The 22,223-nt window shown below is 72.3% G+C and carries 16 protein-coding genes, 1 tRNA gene and 1 riboswitch; of the genes, 8 read left to right on the plus strand and 9 right to left on the minus strand.

Features of this window, described 5'->3' with window-relative positions; genetic code table 11:
• Nucleotides 1-432: 432 nt before the first annotated feature.
• Nucleotides 433-981, minus strand: coding sequence for a MarR family transcriptional regulator (locus ABZ876_RS04070; RefSeq protein ID WP_361773965.1), 549 nt, complete (start codon nucleotides 979-981; stop codon nucleotides 433-435).
• A gap of 182 nt (nucleotides 982-1,163) precedes the next feature.
• Here ABZ876_RS04070 and ABZ876_RS04075 point away from each other — a divergent pair, with 182 nt between their 5' ends.
• Entirely contained in the window at nucleotides 1,164-2,426 is a 1,263-nt protein-coding gene (locus tag ABZ876_RS04075; RefSeq protein WP_361775513.1) for an MFS transporter, read from the plus strand.
• Nucleotides 2,427-2,442: 16 nt separating this feature from the next.
• Here the strand turns inward: ABZ876_RS04075 and ABZ876_RS04080 are convergent, their stop codons facing one another.
• Both ABZ876_RS04080 and ABZ876_RS04085 read right to left on the minus strand, forming a co-directional pair.
• Complete coding sequence (locus tag ABZ876_RS04080; protein WP_361773968.1) at nucleotides 2,443-4,095, minus strand: SpoIIE family protein phosphatase; 1,653 nt, start codon at nucleotides 4,093-4,095, stop codon at nucleotides 2,443-2,445.
• 208 nt (nucleotides 4,096-4,303) lie between these two features.
• Nucleotides 4,304-5,653, minus strand: coding sequence for an NAD(P)/FAD-dependent oxidoreductase (locus ABZ876_RS04085; protein WP_361773971.1), 1,350 nt, complete (start codon nucleotides 5,651-5,653; stop codon nucleotides 4,304-4,306).
• Between the two features lie 431 nt (nucleotides 5,654-6,084).
• Between ABZ876_RS04085 and ABZ876_RS04090 the strand changes: the two genes are divergently transcribed.
• Nucleotides 6,085-6,849: a helix-turn-helix domain-containing protein gene (locus tag ABZ876_RS04090; RefSeq protein ID WP_361773974.1), complete on the plus strand. Its 765-nt coding sequence runs from the start codon at nucleotides 6,085-6,087 to the stop codon at nucleotides 6,847-6,849.
• A 129-nt stretch (nucleotides 6,850-6,978) separates the two neighbouring features.
• Here ABZ876_RS04090 and ABZ876_RS04095 read toward each other — a convergent pair whose 3' ends face one another.
• Nucleotides 6,979-9,063, minus strand: a complete 2,085-nt coding sequence (locus ABZ876_RS04095) for an asparagine synthase-related protein (protein ID WP_361773977.1) — start codon at nucleotides 9,061-9,063, stop codon at nucleotides 6,979-6,981.
• 672 nt (nucleotides 9,064-9,735) lie between these two features.
• On the opposite strand from ABZ876_RS04095, the gene ABZ876_RS04100 reads away from it, so the two are divergent.
• The 4 genes from ABZ876_RS04100 (at nucleotide 9,736) to ABZ876_RS04115 (ending at nucleotide 14,963) form a co-directional block, all read left to right on the plus strand.
• On the plus strand, nucleotides 9,736-11,157 hold the full coding sequence (locus tag ABZ876_RS04100; RefSeq protein ID WP_361773980.1) for an MFS transporter: 1,422 nt from the start codon (nucleotides 9,736-9,738) through the stop codon (nucleotides 11,155-11,157).
• Nucleotides 11,158-11,321: 164 nt separating this feature from the next.
• Complete coding sequence (lhgO, locus tag ABZ876_RS04105; protein WP_361775516.1) at nucleotides 11,322-12,539, plus strand: L-2-hydroxyglutarate oxidase; 1,218 nt, start codon at nucleotides 11,322-11,324, stop codon at nucleotides 12,537-12,539.
• A gap of 192 nt (nucleotides 12,540-12,731) precedes the next feature.
• On the plus strand, nucleotides 12,732-13,523 hold the full coding sequence (trmB, locus tag ABZ876_RS04110) for a tRNA (guanosine(46)-N7)-methyltransferase TrmB (RefSeq protein ID WP_361775519.1): 792 nt from the start codon (nucleotides 12,732-12,734) through the stop codon (nucleotides 13,521-13,523).
• Nucleotides 13,524-13,586: 63 nt separating this feature from the next.
• Complete coding sequence (locus tag ABZ876_RS04115; protein WP_361773983.1) at nucleotides 13,587-14,963, plus strand: PrsW family intramembrane metalloprotease; 1,377 nt, start codon at nucleotides 13,587-13,589, stop codon at nucleotides 14,961-14,963.
• A gap of 57 nt (nucleotides 14,964-15,020) precedes the next feature.
• Here ABZ876_RS04115 and ABZ876_RS04120 read toward each other — a convergent pair whose 3' ends face one another.
• The 5 genes from ABZ876_RS04120 to ABZ876_RS04140 form a co-directional block, all read right to left on the minus strand.
• Entirely contained in the window at nucleotides 15,021-15,965 is a 945-nt protein-coding gene (locus tag ABZ876_RS04120; protein WP_361773985.1) for an aldo/keto reductase, read from the minus strand.
• 225 nt (nucleotides 15,966-16,190) lie between these two features.
• Complete coding sequence (locus tag ABZ876_RS04125; RefSeq protein WP_361773988.1) at nucleotides 16,191-17,225, minus strand: M23 family metallopeptidase; 1,035 nt, start codon at nucleotides 17,223-17,225, stop codon at nucleotides 16,191-16,193.
• Between the two features lie 11 nt (nucleotides 17,226-17,236).
• A riboswitch (cyclic di-AMP (ydaO/yuaA leader) is annotated at nucleotides 17,237-17,393 on the minus strand.
• A 268-nt stretch (nucleotides 17,394-17,661) separates the two neighbouring features.
• Nucleotides 17,662-18,792 carry a PP2C family protein-serine/threonine phosphatase gene (locus tag ABZ876_RS04130; protein WP_361775522.1) on the minus strand — a complete coding sequence of 377 codons (1,131 nt, stop codon included), beginning with the start codon at nucleotides 18,790-18,792 and terminating at the stop codon, nucleotides 17,662-17,664.
• 393 nt (nucleotides 18,793-19,185) lie between these two features.
• A tRNA-Met gene (locus ABZ876_RS04135) sits at nucleotides 19,186-19,259 on the minus strand.
• An 82-nt stretch (nucleotides 19,260-19,341) separates the two neighbouring features.
• Nucleotides 19,342-20,490: a dihydrofolate reductase family protein gene (locus tag ABZ876_RS04140; RefSeq protein WP_361773991.1), complete on the minus strand. Its 1,149-nt coding sequence runs from the start codon at nucleotides 20,488-20,490 to the stop codon at nucleotides 19,342-19,344.
• Between the two features lie 216 nt (nucleotides 20,491-20,706).
• Between ABZ876_RS04140 and ABZ876_RS04145 the strand changes: the two genes are divergently transcribed.
• Nucleotides 20,707-21,216: a MarR family transcriptional regulator gene (locus ABZ876_RS04145; RefSeq protein ID WP_361773994.1), complete on the plus strand. Its 510-nt coding sequence runs from the start codon at nucleotides 20,707-20,709 to the stop codon at nucleotides 21,214-21,216.
• A 138-nt stretch (nucleotides 21,217-21,354) separates the two neighbouring features.
• Complete coding sequence (gene ribA, locus ABZ876_RS04150) at nucleotides 21,355-22,068, plus strand: GTP cyclohydrolase II (protein ID WP_361773997.1); 714 nt, start codon at nucleotides 21,355-21,357, stop codon at nucleotides 22,066-22,068.
• Nucleotides 22,069-22,223: the final 155 nt, after the last annotated feature.

A 22,223-nucleotide genomic window follows, 5' to 3' on the forward strand; every position in this document is an offset into this window, starting at 1 on the left:
TTCGGTGTTTCCGACTCTATCAGATCTTTTCTCGACCCGATTTCCTCGGTGCTTTCCGGCCTTTCGGCCTTCCGGCGGTGTCGACTTTATCAGATTCCTTGGGGCCTTCCGGCCCGTTCGGTTCCTGATCCCCAGTCAACCGGGGTTGTCCTCCCGGCCCTTCGGCCGTTCCGACGCCTCCAACCCTAGCGGATCTCTCCGGCGATTCCCAATCGCGGTGGATCGGACTCGCCGTACCCAAATCGAATTGAATTCCGGCACGCCGAATTCGACCCCATTGGGTGATCTTGCTGAGTGGGTTGCTGCCGCTGCTGCGGCGGAGGTGCTGCCGCAGAACCGTTACGGCTCCGTGGCAACCCGAAGAACTTTACGGATCGCGGTGTGGACTGTCAAGCCTCCCCAGGGAGGCGCGCCGGCAAACCTTCAGCCGCGTCAGTCCAGATCGCTCAGGCGGCCGCCCGCATCGGGCTGGGCGTGTTCCACGCGGCGCAGCAGTCGGGTCAGCACCTCACCGAGGAGGTTGCGTTCCTCGGACGAGAGGTCCTGGAGGAGGTCCTCCTCGAACCCGGAGGCCTGGCGCATCGCCTCCAGCCACTTCTCTCGGCCCTCGGCGGTCAGCTCCACGATCACACGGACCCGGTTGGCCTCGTCCCGCTCCCGGGTGACCAGGCCCTCGCTCACCATGCGGTCGATGCGGTGGGTCATCGCGGCCGGCGTCAGGCCGAGCCGCTTGGCCAGGTCGCTCGGGCCCATCCGATAGGGGGCGCCGGAGAGGACGAGGGCCTTGAGGACCTCCCACTCCGCGTTGCTGATGCCCAGCGCGGCGGTCTGGCGACCGTAGGCCACGTTCATGCGGCGGTTGAGGCGGGACAGCGCCGAGACGATCTTCTCGACCTGGGGGTCCAGGTCCCGGAATTCGCGCTGGTAGGCGGCGATCTGTTCGTCGAGGGTCGGCTCACTGACGCCGGGGTTGTCGCCCATGACCGCAGTATCGCACGCCATCGCTTGGCGTTGAAGTCCTTCGGAGTGTACTGTTTAGGTCGAAACTTTAGGTTCTAAGTGTTCAGGGCTAACCGCTTCAAGCGCAAGACCTCCGGGTCACGCCCAGGGGTGCCCTCCTCGGAAGGAAGAAGGTGAACGTGACCAGGGCGATGGGCGCAGCGATGCGCCGGATCCACGTGGGCAACGCACTCAGCGCATTCGGACTCGGCTTCACCGTCCCGTATCTGTACGTCTATGTGGCGCAGGTGCGGGATCTCGGTGCAGCGACGGCGGGTGTCGTACTCGCCGTCTTCGCCGTGGCCGCGCTCGTGGTGCTGCCGATCGCCGGACGGGCCATCGTCCGGCGCGGCCCCCTTCCGGTTCTGCTCGCCGCCCTCGCCACCGCCGCCCTCGGATCGCTCACCCTGGGACTGTCCGGGACCGCGGTGAGCGTGCTGCTGTCGGCCGCGGTGCTCGGTGCCGGGCAGGCCGTGATGCAGCCGGCGCTTGCCACCATGATCGTGGACTGCTCCACCTCGGAGACCCGGTCGCGCGCCTTCGCCCTCCAGTTCTTCCTCCAGAACCTGGGCCTCGGCGTCGGCGGTCTGATCGGGGGCCACCTCATCGACACCTCCCGCGCGGCGTCCTTCACCCTGCTGTTCGCGATCGAGGCCGCGATCTTCCTGCTGCTCGTCGTCCTCATGTCGACGGTCCGGATCCCGCACGCGCCCGGCATCGAGGACGGGGCCCCGCAGAGCGGCCGGGCGAGCTGGAAGCAGCTGCTGGGCAATCGGGCCATGGTGCAGTTGTGCGTGCTGGGCTTCGTGCTGTTCTTCGCTTGCTACGGCCAGTTCGAGTCCGGTCTGAGCGCGTACGGCGTGGAGGCGGCCGGCATCTCGACGTCCGCTCTGGGTACGGCGCTTGCCGCGAACACGGCCGTGATCGTGGTCGCGCAGTTCGCGGTGCTGAAGTTCGTGGAGCGGCGCAAGCGGTCCCGGGTCATCGCGGCGGTGGGATTCGTCTGGGCCGTCGCGTGGGCCCTGGCCGGGTGGGCCGGCCTCGGGCACGGCAGCCAGGCCATGGCGACCGCCGCGTTCGTCTCGACGTACGCGCTGTTCGGTCTCGGTGAGGCGATGCTGTCGCCGACGCTCGCGCCGCTTGTGGCGGATCTCGCGCCCACGGGGATGGCCGGTCAGTACAACTCGGCCTTCGCTCTGGTGAAACAGCTGGCCCTCGCGGTCGGCCCGGCGGTGGGCGGTCCGCTGGCCGCGTCGCTGCCCGCGCCGTACGTCGTCACATTCCTGCTGTTCTCCCTGGGCATCACGGTTCTGGCCCTCCGGCTCGGGCGGCGGCTCACCTCCGCGCAGAACCAGCCGTGGTCCGGGCGGACCCTGGTGGTGGCGCAAGGCGGCCCGGCGGCGGAACCCGCGTCGGCGCGCGCCTGAGCCGGACCCCCGCCACTCAGCCCGCGCCCCGCGGCAGGGCGAACTCGCACCACACCGCCTTCCCGCCCCCGGGTGTGCGGCGCGAGCCCCAGCTCGACGCGATCGTCGCCACGATCGCGATGCCCCGCCCCGCCTCGTCCGCCGGTTCCGCCCGGCGGCGGCGGGGCAGATGGTCGTCCCCGTCGGTCACCTCGACGATCAGCCGGCGGTCCGTGCGTCTGAGGCGCAGCTTCATCGGCGGCATGCCGTGCTGGAGCGAGTTCGCCACCAGTTCGCTCGCCGCCAGCACCCCCAGATCGTGCAGATCCGCCGGGAACCGCCAGCTCGTCAGGACCCCGGAGGCGAAGGCACGCGCGCGTGGCGCCGCCTCCACCCCGCCGAGCAGCTCCAGGGCGGCGTTGCGGAAGAGGTCGCCGTCCGGGCCCGTACGCGCGGGGTGCTCGAGCACGAGGACCGCGACGTCGTCGTCGTGACCCGCGGTGACGCCCGCCGAGCGCAGCAGGCGGTCGCAGATCACCTGCGGCGTGCCCGTCGCGCCGGAGAGGGCGCTCTCCAGGGCCGCGATGCCCTCGTCCAGGTCGGCGTCCCGGCGCTCGACGAGACCGTCCGTGTAGAGGACGGCGGTGGAACCGGGCCCCAGCGGAACCGAGCCCGACGCATACATCCAGCCACCCGTGCCGAGGGGCGGGCCGGTGGGCTCGTCGGCCCGCAGCACACTGCCGTTCTCGTCGCGGACCAGGATCGGGAGGTGGCCGGCCGATGCGTAGACCAGGCGGCCCTCGTTCGGGTCATGGACGGCGTAGACGCAGGTGGCGATCTGGTTGGCGTCGATCTCCGTGGCGAGACCGTCGAGGAGCTGTAGGACCTCGTGCGGGGGCAGGTCGAGGCGGGCGTAGGCGCGGACGGCCGTGCGGAGCTGGCCCATCACCGCGGCGGCTCTGACGCCTCTGCCCATCACATCGCCGATGACGAGGGCCGTGCGGCCGCCGCCGAGGGTGATGACGTCGTACCAGTCGCCGCCGACCGCGGCCTCGGTGCCGCCGGGCTGGTAGGTGGCGGCGATGCGCAGATCGTCGGGCTGTTCCAGCTCCTGGGGCAGCAGGGAGCGCTGAAGGGTCACCGCCGTGCGGCGCTGCTCGCGCTCGCTGGCGCGCAGCCGCTCCGCCGCCTCGGCGTGGTCGGTGACGTCGGCGGCGAACACGAGCACGCCCCGGGAGGTGTCGCCGGGTACGTCGACCGGCGTACATGTGAACGTGTAGGAGCGGCCACCGGGCGCTTTGCGGGACTTGACCGTGCGCGGCCTGGAGCTGCGCAGCACCTGGTCCAGAAGCGGAAGGAGCCCGAGTTCCTCCAGCTCGGGAAGTGCCTCGCACGCGGGTTCGCCCAGTGGCCGGGGGCCGAAGGCCGCGGCGTAGGCGTCGTTGACGTACGCGACGCGGTGGTCCGGGCCGTGCACCAGGGCGACGAGGGCCGGGATGCGGTCGAGGACCTCGCGCACCGGCAGTTCGTCGACGGCTGGCACGCCCGGCGGGTCTTCGGTGAGCCGCTCGGCGCGGGCCGCGGGCACGGAGCCTTCTCCCCGCCGGTCCGGGGGGACCGCGTGCTCGGTCCGCGCTGCGGCGCGGCGCTGCGTTCCGGGGAGCCGGGCGCTCCAGCGCGTGAAGTTCACCGATTCCTTGCCTTGTCGTTGTCGTAGCCGGCCGGCTCCGGATCCGGTCTGGAGTCCGGGGGCCTGCCCCCGGGGTGGCGGCACAGTGGGGAAAGCCTGGTGGGTTCGTCAGGGCGGGGGTCGGCCCGCCCGGGGTCGGGGACCAGTCTGTCGGACCGGGCCGACATCCGTCAGACGTCGGCCCTTACGGGGTAGTTCCTGGATCCGGTCAGGACGACCCCTTCGGGTCCCCTGAAGGCTTTCCACCGGCCGCGAGTTCGAACTCCGCACGGGGATGTTCGAGTGAACCGAGGGAGACGATCTCCCTCTTGAAGAGTCCGGCCAGGGTCCACTCGGCCAGTACCCGGGCCTTGCGGTTGAAGGTGGGCACCCTGCTCAGGTGGTACGTGCGGTGCATGAACCAGGCGGGGTAGCCCTTCAGCTTGCGCCCGTAGACGTGTGCCACGCCCTTGTGCAGCCCCAGGGAGGCGACCGAGCCGACGTATTTGTGGGCGTACGTCTCCAGGGGCTGGTCGCGCAGCGAGCGCACGATGTTGTCGCCGAGGACCCTGGCCTGGCGCACCGCGTGCTGGGCGTTGGGTGCGGTCGTCGCGCCCGGGTCCTCCGCGGTGACGTCCGGGACGGCGGCCGCGTCCCCCGCGGCCCACGCGTGCGTGACGCCCTCCACGGTCAGCTCGGGGGTGCACTTCAGACGCCCGCGGCCGTTCAGCGGCAGGTCCGTGGCCGCGAGCACCGGGTGGGGCTTCACCCCGGCGGTCCACACGACCGTACGGGTCGGGAAGCGTGCGCCGTCGGACAGGACGGCCACCCGGTCGACGCACGACTCGAGGCGGGTTTCGAGGCGTACGTCGATGTTGCGACGGCGCAGCTCGGTGACCGTGTACCGGCCCATCTCCTCTCCGACCTCCGGGAGGATGCGGCCGGTTGCCTCCACGAGGATCCACTTCATGTCCTCGGGCTTCACGTTGTGGTAGTAGCGCGCGGCGTAGCGCGCCATGTCCTCCAGCTCGCCGAGCGCCTCCACTCCGGCGAATCCGCCTCCGACGAAGACGAACGTGAGGGCCGCGTCACGGATCGCCGGGTCGCGGGTGGAGGAGGCGATGTCCATCTGTTCGATGACGTGGTTGCGCAGGCCGATGGCCTCTTCGAGGGTCTTGAAGCCGATGCCGTGATCGGCGAGGCCGGGGATCGGAAGGGTGCGCGAGATCGAGCCTGGGGCGAGGACGAGTTCGTCGTACGAGAACTGTTCCGTCCGCCCGCTCTCCCCGGTGGCGAGGGTGGCGACCGTGGCGGTGTGCTTGGCGTGGTCGACGGCGGTGACCTCGCCGATGACCACATGGCAGCCGTCCAGGACCCGGCGCAGCGGGACGACCACGTGGCGCGGCGAGATGGCTCCGGCGGCCGCCTCGGGCAGGAACGGCTGATACGTCATGTAGGGATTGGGCGAGACCACCACGATCTCCGCCTCGCCCCGGCCGAGTTCCGCCTTCAGCTTCCGTTGCAACCGCAGGGCCGTGTACAGGCCGACGTAGCCGCCGCCCACGATGAGGATGCGCACACACTTCGGGGGTTCGGTGGGCGTCGCCCGATGAAATGCAGCCGTCACCATCCCATGACGCACCGGGCGCGCGAGTTTGTCCACAGGTCTGGCACATTGTGTGACCGGACGGCGGTACCCCGCAGGGTTGGCCGGATTACCGGAGTACACGGAAAATCCGCAGGTCAGTGGGTGTGAGCCGGGTGGAACTCGGGGGCGCAATCGGGACGTAACCGGCCCGTACTCCGATCGGGGGGCGCTCCGTGCGGAACCTGCCCCTTCTGAATTGACCCCCTCTCAACTATGTTCGTGTGTCGACGGGGTGTAGGGGGACGCGCTCGACGGGCTCGCGACGGGCGGGCCCGGACACGTACGACGCTCGTTCCGTACGCTCCGGCTTCCGATGGCGGGGAGAGTCTCCGGGGGGAGACGTCATTACCGGGGGAACACTTATGCACATTCAGGACTCTCATTGGTCATCCGCGTCCGCTGTGGCAGCGGCGGGCACGGTGGGCGCTGCGGCGGGCAACGGACGCGAGGACGTTTCGCGGACGACGCCGCTGCGGGTGGACGCACAGCGCAACCTGGAACATGTACTGCGCGCGGCGCGCGAGGTCTTCGGCGAACTGGGGTACGGCGCACCGATGGAGGACGTGGCACGGCGCGCGCGGGTCGGCGTCGGCACGGTCTACCGGCGCTTCCCGAGCAAGGACGTCCTGGTGCGGCGGATAGCCGAGGAGGAGACGTCCCGGCTGACCGACCAGGCCAGGGCGGCACTCGGCCAGGAGGACGATCCGTGGTCGGCGCTGTCGCGCTTCCTGCGGACGTCGGTGGCGTCGGGCGCGGGGCGGCTGCTGCCGCCGCAGGTGCTCCGGGTCGGGGTCGTCGAGGAAGGGACCGAGGGTCCCGGCGCGGCGCCCGTGGACGAGGCGCGGCTGCCGCAGCAGCGGATGCCCTCGGCCACCGAGCTGCGGCTCGTGGCCCAGCCCGCGCCGGAGCCGGACGACGTGGGCACGGCGACGCTGCTGGAGGTCGTCGGACAGCTCGTGGAGCGGGCGCGCGCGGCGGGTGAGCTGCGGGCGGACGTCACCGTCTCGGACGTGCTGCTGGTGATCGCCACGGCGGCGCCCTCGCTGCCGGACGCGGCACAGCAGGCGGCGGCCTCGACCCGGCTGCTCGACATCCTGTTGGAGGGACTGCGGTCCCGCCCGGCGTGAGTCGGCCGGGCCCCGGGCACCGGGGGCCCACCACCCGACGGAACCTCCCGTACGCGGGCACCGCGTCGCCCGCGTACGGGGGTCGGGGACGCTCACGCAGGGGAGGATGCGCCGTCGGGCCTGCGGTGCTTACGTCCCGGCCCCGAGCGCTCGCCCGCGTGCCGATATGCCCGCCGGTACCGCGCGCGCCCGGGCGGGGGTGCCCGACCAGCATGTGCCCCGGCGGGCGAGCAGGCGGCGCAGCCACAGCTCCAGGGAGACCAGGTCCGCGAGGCCGTCCAGCGGGAGGGGCTCGCCGTCCGCCGCGGCGCGCACCGCCTTGCGGACGACCCGGGCCTCCACCAGACCCGCCTCCGCCAGCAGAGGCGTGTCGAACAGGGCCATCAGGGAGTGAACGGCCACCCGGAGACCGGCTCGGGCCGCGGCCGCCGACGACGCATGCGAGGGGGCGCCCCAGCCGGGCGGCAGTCCCCCGACACCCGCGCCCTCCAGGACCGTGCGAAGGATCGCCGCCCGCGCCCCCGGCTGCACCCGCAGCGCCTCCGGCAGCACACGGCAGGCACGGACGACCTGATTGTCCAGGAACGGCGAGTGCAGCCGCTGGGAACGGATCTCGGCGGCCTGTTCCAGCACCCGTACGTCCGCCGCGTGTCTCGCCAGCGCGGCACGCGCGCGGTGGTCTCCGGGGCGCTGCCCGGGACCGGCTCCCGCCTGGCCGGCGGCTCCTTGCAGGCGAGCCGATACCTCCGCGAGGGCCTCGCCCGTCAGCCAGCGCGCCGCCGGCCCCGGTCTGGCCCAGGTGAGGGCGGCGAGCGACGCACCCACCGCTCCCCCGGGCTCCTCGAAGCGTTGCTGCATCAGACGGTCGGCGAGCGAGGCGACACCGGCCCGGTACGACGTGCGGGCCAGCTTGCGCGCCGCGGCGTACACGCGCGCCGAGACCATCACCGAGCCGTCGGCCCTCGCCAGCGCGGCGACCGGACGCACGAGATGGCGTCGCCTGCGGTCCATCAGCAGGTCCGCGAGACGGGCCGGATGCGCGTCGAGGACCTGGCGCGCGCCGTAGCCCGTGAAGTGGTCCGCGCTGCCCGAAGCCAGTCGCGCGCGGTGCCTGGCCGCCGTCACCAGGGAGGGGCCCGGCTCGTCGGTCAGCGGGGCCTCGAGCTCGGCGTAGGGGAGCGCTTCCTCTCCTCCGGTCACCACCACATGGTGCAGACGGGGATTGGCGGCGAGGGTGCCGGCCCGCTCCAGCTCGGCGTCGCGGCCCCGCACGGCGAGGTCGTTGAAGGTGACGGCCAGCAGGCGTTCGCCGGCACCGGTGCCGTGCCCGAGGATCGTGCCGGGCATCCCGGGAAGGCCGGCCGCGAGAAGAGCCAGCGTGCCGGAGGCCGGCCCTCCGGAGAGGTCCGCGCCGATCCCGGGAACGGGCATGCCGCGCGCCGCGCGGCGTTCCGCCGGTCCCATTCCGGGGACGGGTCCGGGGTCGATCTCGACGCCCGGCACATGCCGAGGTGCCGCCAGCCGAGCGCGTACGGCGTCGACCAGGGCGTCGCGCACCGCGTCCACGGCGTCGGCCGGGTCCGCCGGAGGCGCGGCGACCGCCAGGGAGGCGACCGGTTCATAGCCGGCGATCTCCCGGGCCCCCGCGCGCAGGATGAGCGCGTGACCCGGCGGAATGCGCCGTACGCCGTCGTAGGGGGTCGAGTCGTGGAGCGCGGCCGGTACGTCGGGGGCGGCGAGGAGGGCCGCCAGGTGCCCGAAGTCCAGATTGGCCTCGATGAGGTCGGCGAGGGGGAGCGCGGCGGTCGCGTACGCGGTGCCGCCGGCCCAGGGGGTGTGGAAGACGGGCCGCGCGCCGGCGAGATCACCGCACACCGTGATCCTGCGCCCGACCTGGACGACGGCGGTGTAGCTGCCGGACCAGGCGGTCAGATGGCGAAGTGCTCCTCCACGGGCGGCGAACAGGCCGACGCGCAGTTCCTCGTCGGAGGCCCCGCAGATGCCGAGGACCGCGATACGGGTCTGCGCGTCCGCCTTCACTACGCGCACTTCGTCGGGGCGCCAGTCACCGACGGCCCACAGGGGATCGGGGTCGCCCCACAGGAGCTGGGCGCCAACCGGGTGCACGGTCTCACCGTCGTATCCGGTGGCTCCGGCCGATCCCGGCCCGGCGGCTCCAGCGGCGGTGCTGCTCCATCCCACCAACCACCGCATCGACGCCTCCACAGGCTGTGGACAACCAGTGCACCGTACGAACGGCTCCCATGCTGCCACGAAGAACGCGCGCCGGAGGGCTTGCGCCACGCCTTACACGCCCCGCAACGCGCCCTTGGACCTCCGGCCACCAGCCGGTGAACTCCCTTTTCGGGCAGGGAGAACGGAGAAAGACAGCGACGCGAATGCGCCCCCGATTCGCTCCCCGAAAACGCTGTTCGCGCCCTCAAGAGTCATGGTGGGGGGCTTGATCACCCCCGAAAACCACCGTCGATTTTCAGCCAAAGCGGTGGAGGGCAGGCAGGCGTGCGCACGCTCCGTACAGGGGCTGCGCAACGCACAGTCCGGGAGGCGGAGTTCGCCTCCCGGACCGGTCCGCCGCCCGCGGGGATGGAGGCGGCGGTGTCCCCCAGCCCACTGGATCCAGTGCAGCGGGCCGACCCACGCACGGCCCATGGAACCGTTCCCCCGGTGGCCGGAGAAGAGCGCACGGGCGGGCGCACGGCCACACACCAGGAGCACACCGCAACACTCCGTACTGAGGTACGGACCACAATCCCGCCATCCGGATTTAAGCCCCTTAACGCATGGGATGCGGCGAACTACGCTGGGTTTACGAATGCCGCACGGTTATGCCATCGCTGCGGCAGCCGTCTGTTCGAGGGGTGGCGCATGTCCAGGGAGCAACGCGGGCCGAACGAAAAGCTCGGCGCCGTTCTCGCCCTCGCGGGAATCAGCAATGCAGGACTCGCCCGGCGCGTCAACGACCTTGGCGCCCAACGCGGGTTGACGCTTCGCTACGACAAGACCTCGGTGGCGCGCTGGGTGTCGAAGGGCATGGTGCCGCAGGGCGCCGCGCCGCATCTCATCGCCGCGGCCATCGGCCAGAAGCTCGGCCGCCCGGTACCGCTCCACGAGATCGGGCTGGCGGACGCGGATCCCGCACCGGAAGTGGGCCTCGCCTTCCCCCGGGACGTAGGACAGGCGGTGAAGTCGGCGACGGAGCTGTACCGCCTCGACCTCGCCGGGCGCCGGACCGGCGGCGGCATCTGGCAGTCGCTGGCCGGATCGTTCGCGGTGAGCGCTTACGCCACCCCTGCCTCCCGCTGGCTGATAACCCCGGCCGACAGCTCGGTGGCGCGCGACCCCGGCTCCGGCGACGGATCGGGAGCACCGCTGAAGGTCGGCCACAGCGACGTACGGAAACTCCGCGAGGCCGCGGAGGACGCCAGACGCTGGGACTCCAAGTACGGGGGCGGCGACTGGCGTTCGTCCATGGTGCCCGAGTGCTTACGAGTGGAGGCGGCGCCGCTGCTGCTCGGCTCCTACTCGGACGAGGTGGGCCGGGCGCTGTTCGGGGCGAGCGCCGAACTGACGCGGCTGGCCGGCTGGATGGCCTTCGACACGGGACAGCAGGAGGCCGCCCAGCGCTACTACATCCAGGCACTGCGCCTCGCCCGGGCGGCCGCCGACGTGCCCCTCGGGGGATACGTCCTGGCCTCCATGTCGCTCCAGGCGACCTACCGCGGCTTCGGCGACGAGGGCGTCGACCTCGCCCAGGCCGCCCTGGAACGCAACCGCGGCCTGGCCACGGCCCGCACCATGAGCTTCTTCCGTCTGGTCGAGGCCCGGGCGCACGCGCGCGCGGGTGACGCCCAGGCGGCCGGCGCGGCCCTGAAGGCCGCCGAGGGCTGGCTGGAACGGGCCCGCGACGGCGACAACGACCCGTCCTGGCTCGGCTTCTACTCCTACGACCGCTTCGCGGCCGACGCCGCCGAGTGCTACCGCGACCTCAAGGCCCCGCGCCAGGTCCGCCGCTTCACCGAGCAGGCGCTGTCCCGGCCCACGGAGGAGTTCGTGCGCTCGCACGGGCTGCGGCTGGTCGTGTCGGCGGTCGCCGAACTGGAGTCGGGCAACCTGGACGCGGCCTGCGAGCAGGGCGTGCGGGCGGTGGAGGTGGCCAACCGCATATCGTCGGCGCGCACCACCGAGTACGTGCGGGACCTGCTGCACCGGCTGGAGCCGTACGGGGACGAACCGCGCGTGGCGGAGCTGCGGGAGCGGGCACGGCCGCTGCTGATGGCACCGGCGTAGGCGCGCCGCCGGGAGGCCCGGGTCCCTTTCCGGGGGCCCGGCGCGCCTTCCGGGGCCGACGCGCCCTTCCGGGGCCCGACGCGGCCGTGTGACCTGCGCGGTCTTCGGTTCCTCCGGGGTTTGAGGGCATTGTCAGTGGCGCAGTGCACTATCGAAACCGGGAGGTGGAGCAGGTGCGGAAGATCGCGTACGACTGCGACGTGCTGGTGATCGGCGGCGGCATCGTCGGCCTGTCGACGGCGTATGCGATCACGCGTGCCGCCCCGGGCACCCGGGTGACGGTCCTGGAGAAGGAGTCAGGGCCGGCCCGCCATCAGACGGGGCGCAACAGCGGGGTCATCCACAGCGGGATCTACTACCGCCCCGACTCCCTGAAGGCGCGCTACGCGGTGAAGGGCGCCGCCGAGATGGTCAAGTTCTGCGCCGAGTACGGCATCGCGCACTCCGTCACGGGCAAGCTGATCGTCGCCACGGAGCGCGAGGAGCTGGCCCGCCTGCACGCACTCGTCCAGCGCGGCCGGGAGAACGGCATACCGGTCAGGGAACTGGGCCCGGCCCAGATCGCGGAGTACGAGCCGGAGGTGCGCGGTCTCGCCGCCATCCACGTGGGCACGACCGGGATCTGCGACTTCGTGGCGGTCGCCCGGCAGCTGGGCGAGGCCTCCGGGGCGGAGATCCGGTACGGGGCGGAGGTCGTACGGATCGACCGGCGCCCGGCCCTGGGCGTCGCCGTGCGCACGGCCGACGGGACGGTCCTTCGCGCACGCGTGCTGGTCAACTGCGCCGGACTGCACTGTGACGAGGTGGCCCGGCTGACCGGCGACGAGCCCGGCATGCGGATCGTGCCGTTCCGGGGCGAGTACTACGCGCTGGCCCGGCCCGAGCTGGTGCGGGGGCTGGTGTATCCGGTGCCGGATCCGGCCTTTCCGTTCCTCGGGGTGCATCTGACGCGAGGCATCGACGGAGAGGTCCACATCGGGCCGAACGCGGTCCCCGCGCTGGCCCGCGAGGGGTACGGCTGGGGAGCCGTACGGCCACGGGAACTCGGCGCGACGGTGGCATGGCCGGGGTCGTGGCGGATAGCACGGCGGCACTGGCGGTACGGGGCGGGTGAGCTGCGGCGGTCGGTGTCGAAGGAGGCGTTCACCCAGGCGGTGCGCAGGCTGCTGCCGGTGGTCCGGGCGGACGACCTCGTGCGGGCCCCGGCGGGAGTGCGGGCGCAGGCCGTGCTGCGGGACGGGACGCTGGTGGACGACTTCCTGATCCGGCAGGGGGCACGGGCGGTGCACGTACTGAACGCGCCGTCGCCCGCCGCCACCGCCTCGCTGCCGATCGGGCGGGAGGTCGCACGCAGGGCGCTGGCGGTACTGGCCCGGGCGTGAGCCGCCCGCGGACCCGGCTCCCGACCGCCGTCGCCATGCCGGGTGCCGTCGGGCTGCCGTCGCGATGCCGTACGACGGGCCGGGCCGGCCGGTCACGGTCGTCCTCCCCCTAAAATTGATGCCACTGTGTCTGACTCTCTCGATTTCGCCCCCCAAGAGCCCGCGGGCGCCCCCGCCGGCCGGCCCCCGCGTATCCACGGTGCCTCCCCGCGCCACAGCCGGGCCAAGGGAGAGCCCCGCTTCCCCGACGGGCCGAGGGCCGATCCCGCCGGGTCCCACTTCGAGCGGCGGATCCGGAGTTTCCAGCCGCGGCGCAGCCGGGTCACGGCCGGGCAGGCGGACGCCCTGCAACGGCTGTGGCCCCAGTGGGGACTGGACATCGACGGGCAGCGGACCGTCGATCTCACCGAGCTGTTCGGGAACACGCGCCCCGTGGTGCTCGAGATCGGCTTCGGCATGGGCGAGGCCACCGCGCGGATGGCCGCCGACGACCCGGACACCAACATCCTCGCCGTCGACGTGCACACCCCCGGTCAGGGCAATCTGCTGGGCCTCGCCGAGCGGAACGGGCTGACCAACATCCGGGTCGCGAACGGCGACGCGATCATTCTGCTCCGCGAGATGCTCCCGCCCGACGCGCTCGACGGGCTGCGCGTCTACTTCCCCGACCCGTGGCCGAAGAAGCGCCACCACAAGCGGCGCCTGATCCAGCCCGAGTTCCTCACGCTCGCCGCCGCCCGCCTCAAGCCGGGCGCGCTGGTGCACTGCGCGACGGACTGGGAGCCGTACGCCGAGCAGATGCTCGAGGTGCTCACCGCGCACCCCGACTTCGAGAACACCCGGCCCGGCGGCGGCTATGCGCCACGGCCCGAATTCCGTCCCCTGACCCGTTTCGAGGGCCAGGGGCTGGACAAGGGGCATGTGGTGAACGACCTGCTGTTCCGGCGCGTACCGCACCGGGACCAGTCCTCCGCCGGCGACTGAGCGCCCCGCGAGCCCGCCGGGTACCGTCGCGGGCGACGCCCCTGTCTCGTTAGGGTCGATGCCGTGGCCATCTGTCCCCCGTATCCGACGCATCCCGACGGCAACGCGGGCCAGAACCGGCACCCGCACTGGTGGCAGCGTCGGTGGGTGCGCTACGGCGCGCCGATCACGCTCCTCGCTCTCTCCGGACTCGTCATCCTCGCCCTCGTGCGGCAGCAGACCGGCACCGAGGGATTCCTGGTAGGGCTGGGACTCGCAGTGCTGCCCGTGCCGTTGCTGGTCGCCGCGTTCCGCTGGCTGGACCGGGTGGAACCCGGGCCCTGGCGGAACATGATCTTCGCCTTCGCATGGGGGGCGTGCGCGGCCGCGCTCATCGCCATCGTCGCGAACAGCTTCGCGACCCGATGGATAGCGACCGCGACCGCGGACCCGAACAGCGCCGACACACTCGGCGCGACCCTCATAGCGCCGATCGTCGAGGAGTCCGCCAAGGCGGCGGCCCTGCTGCTGGTATTCCTGTTCCGCAGACGGGACTTCACCGGGATCGTGGACGGGGTCGTGATAGCCGGGGTCACCGCCACCGGCTTCGCCTTCACCGAGAACGTCCTCTATCTGGGCACGGCCTTCGGCACGGACCAGATCAGCGGTGGGCGCGGGCTCGCCTCCGTGACGGCCGCGACCTTCTTCGTCCGGGTGGTGATGGCGCCCTTCGCGCATCCGCTGTTCACCGTGCTCACCGGCATCGGCTTCGGTATCGCGGCGCTGAACGCCGAACGCCGGCCCGCACTGCGCGTCCTGATGCCCCTGGGCGGTCTGCTGCTCGCCATGGGCATGCACTCCATGTGGAACGGGTCGTCGTCGTTCGGCGAGTACGGGTTCTTCGCGGTGTACGCGTCCTTCATGGCGCCCGCGTTCGCGCTGCTGACCTGGCTGGTGATCTGGACGCGGCAGCGGGAGCTGAGGACGGTAAGGGAGGAGCTGCCCGCGTACGCGGCCACCGGATGGCTGGGGCCCGTGGAGCCGTTCGTCCTCGGCTCCATGCGGGCGCGGCGGCTGGCCCGGCAGTACGCGCGGCAGCACTCCGGGAAGGCGGCGGCGCGCTCGGTGGCGGAGTACCAGGCGTACGCGACCTCCCTGGCGTTCCTGCGGCACCGGGGGCACCGCGGCCGGGCGGGGGCCGACTTCGTCGTGCGGGAGAGGGAGCTGCTCTCCGCGCTGTGGGCGCGGCGGGCAGTGGCGCGACCGGCGCTGGCGCACGCCGCGCGGACGACGGCGCCGGTGCACCCACCGGTCTGGCCCGGCCCCGGGTACGGGCAAGGCCCCGGGTACGGGCAAGGCCCCGGGTACGGGTACGGCCCCGGGTACGGGTACGGCCCGTGGCACCCGGCGCCGTACGGGCCGACGTCGCCGTATCCCGCATACAACCCCTACCGCTCGTAGGGTCGCGGGCGGTGCGGCGCCGCCGGCTCCGCCGTCGCGGACGGTCGCTACCGCGCGCTACGCCGACGCCTCAGTCAGCTTGGCCAGGTCCTCCTCCGTGAGGGTCAGGTCCGCCACCGCCAGCAGCGCGGGCAGCTGTTCCACCGTGCGGGCGGAGGCGATCGGGGCCAGGACCGTCGGCTGGGCCGCAAGCCACGCCAGCGCGACCGTCGCGATCTCCGCGCCCCGTGCCCGCGCGACCTTGTCGAGGGCCCCGAGCACGCGTCGGCCGCGCTCGGTCTCCAGGTGCTTGCCCGCCCCCTGCGCCCGTGCCGAGTCCACGGTGGTGCCCGGCCGGTACTTGCCTGTGAGGAAGCCGGAGGCGAGCGCGTAGTAGGGAACGGCCGCCAGGCCCGCCCGGACGGCCACGTCCTGCAACGGGCCCTCGTAGGTGTCGCGGGAGACCAGGTTGTAGTGCGGCTGGAGCGCTACATACCGGGCCAGGTTCTCGCGGTCGGAGAAGTCGAGCGACGCCTGGAGGCGCTCGGCGGAGATGTTGGAGGCGCCGATGGCGCGCACCTTGCCCGCCTTCACCAGGTCGTCGAGCGCGCCGATGATCTCCTCGACCGGCACCTCCGGCTGGTCGAAGTGCGTGTAGTAGAGGTCGATGCAATCGGTGCCCAGGCGGCGCAGGGACGCGTCGGCCGCCGCCTTGATGTTGGCGGCGCCCAGCCCCCGGTACTCGGGGTGCTGGCTGACCTTGGTCGCGATGATCACGTCGGAGCGGTTGGAGCGGGCCGCCAGCCACTTGCCGATGACGGTCTCGGACTCGCCGCCCTTGTTGCCGGGGCCCCACGCCGAGTAGACGTCGGCAGTGTCGACGAAGTTGCCGCCGGCGGCCACATAGGCGTCGAGCACGGCGAAGGACTGCGTCTCGTCGGCGGTCCAGCCGAAGACATTGCCGCCGAGGGAGAGGGGGAAGACCTCGAGATCCGAGGAGCCGAGCTTGAGAAGAGACGTCATGCCCGTCTCAACGCCCGTACCGGAAGCGTCTATTCCGCCCGTGGGCCGTTCCGTGTGCCTGTTCCGCCCGTGGGCCGTTCCGCGTGCCTGTTCCGCTCACCTGACCGGCAGCCCTGACGTCGGGGGGATGTCGTCAGGACCGCCGGGGCTCAGGAGAGGAGTGGCGGGTCCGGGAAAGGGCGGGGCAGGAGGAGGGAACGGGCGCCGGGGTCATGGACCCAGGCGTCAGGGGTTGAGGCCCTTGCCCTGGAGCCACGCCATCGGGTCGATCCCGCTGCCCCCGCCCGGGTGGACCTCCAGGTGCAGGTGCGGCCCGGTGACGTTGCCGGTGGCGCCCACGCGGCCGATGACATCGCCCGTGGACACCTTCTGGCCGACGGTGACGCTGATCGACGACTGGTGGCAGAACCACAGCTCGGTGCCGTCGTCGAGGGTCAGGACCGTGCGATAGCCGTACGAACCCGCCCAGCCGGCCTGCGTGATGGTGCCGCTGTGGATGGCCTTGATGAGCGTGCCCGTGGGGGCGGCGAAGTCGAGACCCGTGTGGTAGCCGGAGGACCACATGGCGCCGGCGTCACCGAAGCGCGAGGTCAGGGTGTACGAGGAGGTGGGCAGCGCGTACTGCTTGGCGAGCTCCGCCAGGCGCGCGGCCTCGGCCTTCTTCCTGGCCTCCGCCTCCGCCGCCTTCTTCTCGGCGGCGGCCTTGGCCCGGGCGGCGTCCTGCGCCTTGGCCGCCGCGGCGGCGGCCTTCTTCGCGGCGGCGTCCTCGGCGGCCTGTGCGGCCGCTGCGGCCATCCGGTCCTGCTGGGACTCGGCCTGCCGCATGATCCGGGCGCGCAGCACCTCGCCCGCGTCCTCGGTGCCCGCGGCGGCGTCGGCGGTGCTGACACCCGCGGTGCTCAGGGGGGTGGCGGAGCCCTTGGGAGCGCTGGTGTCCTCGCCGATGAGCGACTTGGCCGAGTCGGTGACCGAGGAGAGGTCGGGCAGGGATATGGACACCGGCGGCTTCCCGGTCTGCGCGGTGGCCATGCCGCCCGCGCCGACCGCGGCCATCACGCCGACGCCGAGAACGGTGGAGCTGCGGGCGAGCCCGCCGCCGCGCTGCTTGGTGACGCGGTGCCGACCGCGGACGGGGCGGACGGAATCCTCGGTGGGGTTCCACTCCTCCCAGGGGCCCTCGTCGGTGCGGGACGCAAAGCCGATCGTCTGCGTGCCGCCAGGGGCGAACGAGGTACTCTCGGCAGGCCGGTTGGACGCCACGTGGGCGCACTCCTTTCCTTCCGTTTCGCCTACCGGGTTAGCTGACGGGTTCGGAGGGGAAGGTCTCCTACGCGCGTATACCGACCGTTTTGACACGGCGGCATCCGCCCGATTCACCCCAAGTTGGTGGTTCCCCGGTTCCCTTGCGGGATTCGGCACACGCGCACGGAGCCGCCTCGGGTGACGGCTGGGACGACCGCGCTGCGTTATCGAACGTTAATAGACCCGGGCACCGGATTCCAAGCCGTTCGGACAGATCATTAACGCTCTTGGCCAGGACTTTCACGACACGAACGGTGAAAAACGGGCGACTTGACCCTGCCTCACCCGCCCCACCCATACTGATGGTGTGTCAGTTGTTATGCGGAGGGGGTTCGCCCGTTCACCCACCGTGACAAGGTCCGGGCGCCCCACGGCTTTTGGTCCTCCAAGGTCTTCATGAGCGCTCGGACCGGCGGCGCACGGCCAGCAGCGCCATGTCGTCCGTGGCCTGGCCGCCGGTGTGGCGGGCGACGTCCTCCGTGACGGCGGCCAGCACCGCGCCCGGAGTGGGCAGGACCCGCCCGGCGAGGCGATCGGCGGGGTCGTAGAACTCGCCGCGCGCGTCCCGGGCCTCCGAGACGCCGTCCGTGTAGAAGAACAGCGTCGAACCGGGCGGAAAGTCCCACTCCTCCGCGCGGTCGGGCCAGAGGGCGAGGTCGCCCATCCCGAGCGGCAGCCCCGGCTCGCGCGCCTCCAGTTCGCGCAGGGTGCCGTCCGGGAGCAGGAGCAGGGGGGCGGGGTGGCCGCGGTTGACGATGCGGACGGCGCCTTCCTCGTGCGGGATCTCCGCCAGGACGGCGGTGGTGAACCCCTCGTGGGCGTCGGGGCCCTCCCGGCGGACGCCCTCACGCGACAGCGCACGCTCCAGGCGCTGGGCGACGGCCTCCAGGGACGCCTCCTGCTCGGCCGCCTCCCGGAAGGCGCCGATGACGACGGCGACCGCGGCCACGGCACCCGTCCCCTTGCCCCGCACGTCCCCGACCACGAGACGTACTCCGTGCGGGGAGTCCTGCACGGCGTACAGGTCGCCACCGATGGAGGCGTCGGCCTGCGCCGCGTCGTACCGGGCGGCGATCAGCAGGCCCCCGATCCGGGCGGCGGGCTCGGGCAGTACGGCGCGCTGCGCGGCCTCGGCGATCCGGCGGGCGGAGGCGAGGCGGGCGTCGTTGCGGCGTACGAGCACGTTGATCAGGACGGCGGGGACGGCCGCTGCGGCGGTGGTGACCGCCTCGGTGACCTCGCCGGACGGCCCCGGTACGGCGAGTCCGAGGTGGACCGCCAGGACGGCGGCCAGGGCCGCGGCGCCCGTGACCACGGTGCCGCGCAGCGAGTGCAGGGGCGCGGCCACGAGCGGCGCGGCGGTGAACAGGGGGACGGCCGGGAAGACCGACGGGGTCAGCCGGCCGCAGCAGACGCCGAGGAGGATGAGCAGCGCGGGCAGGGCCCGCAGCAGCGCCCGCACATACGAACTCCGGCGGCTCTCCACCGGGCCGGTACTCGGCGGCCGGGCGTCCCCGGGCCCGATCCCCGAAGGCCGGGCGTCCCCGGGCCAGTCATGAGGGTCATGGGGGCTATGGGAGTCATGAGGGTCATCGGGGTCATCGGCGGAGCGGTCACCGGGCCGGACGTCCTTCTCCGGGTGAGAGGTGACGGCGGGGCCGCCGATGGTCTGGTCGTACGGGACGCCTGTCCCGCCGTACGGTCTTCCGGGCCCTGGCCCGCCGTCCTCCTTGTCGCACGGCTCCTCGATCCGCCACGCGCTACCTCGCTGCACCACCCGTCCAGGCTTCCCGGAGGACGGGCGGGGGGCGACCGCTGTGGGCCGACCGGCGTACACGCCCGGGAACACGGACGGGTGGCGGGCACGAGAAAACACCGAGGGCCGGAACCCTTTCGGACTCCGGCCCTCGGCCATCAGTAGCGGGGACAGGATTTGAACCTGCGACCTCTGGGTTATGAGCCCAGCGAGCTACCGAGCTGCTCCACCCCGCGTCGGTGATTCCAGTGTACGCCATGCGCGGGATAGGCAGCGCACAGGTTTACGTCCACGGCGCTTGACAGCTTTTTTCGGCCGTCAGCGGCCTTCGGGCGGGGACAGCAGATGGGTGTTCGGCGCCTTGGCCAGCTCCTCGTACCCGGGCAGCAGCACCACATCCGCGCCCTCCGCCGTCAGCAGCGCGTTCCCGTCCGCCGCCGCCACGAACGTGTCCGGTTCACGCCAGGCCGTGACCACCCGTCGTACCCCGGCGTCGAGGATCAGCCGGGCGCACGGCGCCGGCCGGGACGCGCGGCGGGCGCAGGGCTCCAGGCTGCTGTACACCGTGGCGGTGGCCAGTCGCCGATCCGCCGGGTCCAGCTTGGCCAGCGCCGCCTCCTCCGCGTGCACCACCGGGTCCCCGCCCTCCCGGGAGTGCGCCCGCGCCAGCTCCGTGCCGTCGGCCGCGACGATCACCGCCCCCACGCTGAAGGCCGTCCGGGACGGCGGGCACTGCCCCGCCAGCTCGCACGCCGTCTCCAGCCATCGCCGGTCCGCGGCGGTGGCCGACCGGCCGGTACCGGGCGCGGTGGGTACGTAGCGCATCAGCACGACATCCCCGACCGGTCGTGTCTCCAGCAGCCGCATCCGTCCCGGCGGGTAGGCCCCCGGCCCGAACAGCCGCGGGGCGTCGGGCTGTCCCACGACCAGCGGAGCGAGCACGAGGTGCAGCTCGTCCGCGAGCCCCTGCTGCAGCAGCTGCGTGTGCACCCGCCCGCCGCCCTCGACCATGAGCCGCCTGACGCCCTTGACCTCGCCCAGATGTGTGAGCACGGCCCCCCACTCCACGTCCGGGCCGAGTGCGACCACGTCCACGTCCGCCGGCAGCAGCCCGTGCAGCCGTTCCGCGCCCTTGTCCGTGGTGTAGAGGGCCTTCGCGCCGCCCGTGTGCCAGAAGAGGGCGTCCGGGTCGAGGTCCGCGGACGCGCTGACCACAACCTTCAACGGGTACTCCGGCAGCCCGGCGGAGACCCGGGCCGCGCGCCGCTCCTCCGAGTAGACCAGCAGCCGCGGGTTGTCGGTGCGCAGCGTGCCCGCGCCGACGAGTATCGCGTCGCTGCCCGCCCGCACATCGTCGACTCGGTCGAAGTCCTCCGGCCCGGACAGCAGGAGCCGCTCGGGCCCGGTGTCGTCCAGAAAGCCGTCGAGGGAGACGGCGGCGGACAACAGGACATAGGGATGGGCCATGAGGGTGCGCTCCAGGGATCGGGGCCGGGGTCGAGGATCGGTCGGGGGGCCGGGGCCGGGGGCAGGGTTCGCCGGCCGAGGTCGTTGGCCAGGGTCCGTGTCCGGGGCCCGTGGCCGCGTGGTCAGGATGCGTCAGGGCAGGGCCGGTGGTCGAGGTCCGGCGAGAGCCTCGGCCACCCTTGCTTCAAGATTTAAACAATAACTACACTGTGCGATATGACGACCCGCTGGCTCACTCCCGGGGAACAGCGCGCCTGGCGCTCGTACCTCGCCGCGTCATGGCTCCTGGAGGACACCGTCGACCGGCAGCTCCAGCAGGAGGCCGGCATGCCACATCTGTACTACTCCGTTCTCGCCAACCTCTCCGACGCGCCCGGCCGCCAGATGCGGATGACCGACCTCGCGGAGACGCTGAAGATCACGCGCAGTCGGCTGACATACGTCGTCACCCGCCTGGAGAAGGACGGCACGCTGCGCCGGGAGGGGTGCCCCACCGACCGGCGCGGCAGTCTGGCGGTTCTTACGGACGCGGGCATGGAGCTCCTGGAACGCACGGCGCCGGGGCATGTCGAGACGGTCCGTGCCGCCGTTTTCGATCACCTCACTCCCGAGCAGGTGACCCAGCTCGAGGAGATCTGCGCCCGTATCACGGATGCGCTCCAGGGCGACGAGGAACGCCCGGGGTGCGACGGCCTGCCGTGGCGGCGGCGCTCCTCCGCGGAGTAAGGGCGGCCACTCCGTCAAACAGGTTGCTTGAAACTTAAAGCACGGGATAGAGTCTCCGACCGAGGTTGTGCTTCAAAACTGAAACATGGAGGCCCACCCTCCGCACCACAACCGTCGGCCCGGAGAAAGACGACACATATGCGCGACCAACGCGACGCCACCGCAGCCAGCGACAGCAGCGACCCGACCCGTCTGCCCACCGCCACCGACCTCCTCGCCACCACGGGCCTTCCCGGCGCCACAGTCCGCACCCGCGTGACGGTCCCGCTCCGCTTCGGCGACGGCTACACGGTCACCGCCGACCTGGTCACCTTCCACGGCCTCGCCGACGGCCAGGAGCACGTGGCCGTGCTGCTCGGCGAGCCCGCCGCCGGCCGGCCCCCGCTGGTGCGGCTGCACTCCGAGTGCCTGACCGGTGACGCCTTCGGCTCGGCCCGCTGCGACTGCGGCCCCCAGCTGCGCGAGGCGGTCGAGCGCATCGCCGACCGGGGCGGCGTCCTGCTGTACCTCCGTCAGGAGGGCCGCGGCATCGGCCTCTACAACAAGCTCGACGCCTACGCCCTCCAGGACCAGGGCCTGGACACGTACGAGGCGAACGCCGCGCTCGGACTGCCGGAGGACGCCCGCGACTACACGGCCGCCGCGCAGATGCTTCACGCTCTCGGCATCGACAGCCTGGACCTGCTCTCCAACAATCCCGACAAGGCCGCCCAGCTGCGCGGTCTCGGCCTCACGGTCACCCAGCACGTCCCCACGGGTGTCTTCACCACGGCACACAACGTCCGCTACCTGCGCGCGAAGGTGGTCCACACCCAGCACACCCTGCCCCTCGCGGAACTGACGGCGGGCTGATACCGGCGGCAACGTCTCTTCGGCGCCCACGAGTTCCGTGTGCAGCTCAGCCGCCCGGCAGCCCCGCACCGCCGCCGATGGGGCGCCCCTCGAGGAGACCGCCGAACAGGCAGCCCTGGCCCCGGGACGGTACGCAACTGCCTGTCCGCACCGCC

Origin of the sequence: Streptomyces sp. NPDC046931 (genome assembly GCF_040644655.1) — a bacterium.
Taxonomy (GTDB): Bacteria; Actinomycetota; Actinomycetes; order Streptomycetales; family Streptomycetaceae; genus Streptomyces.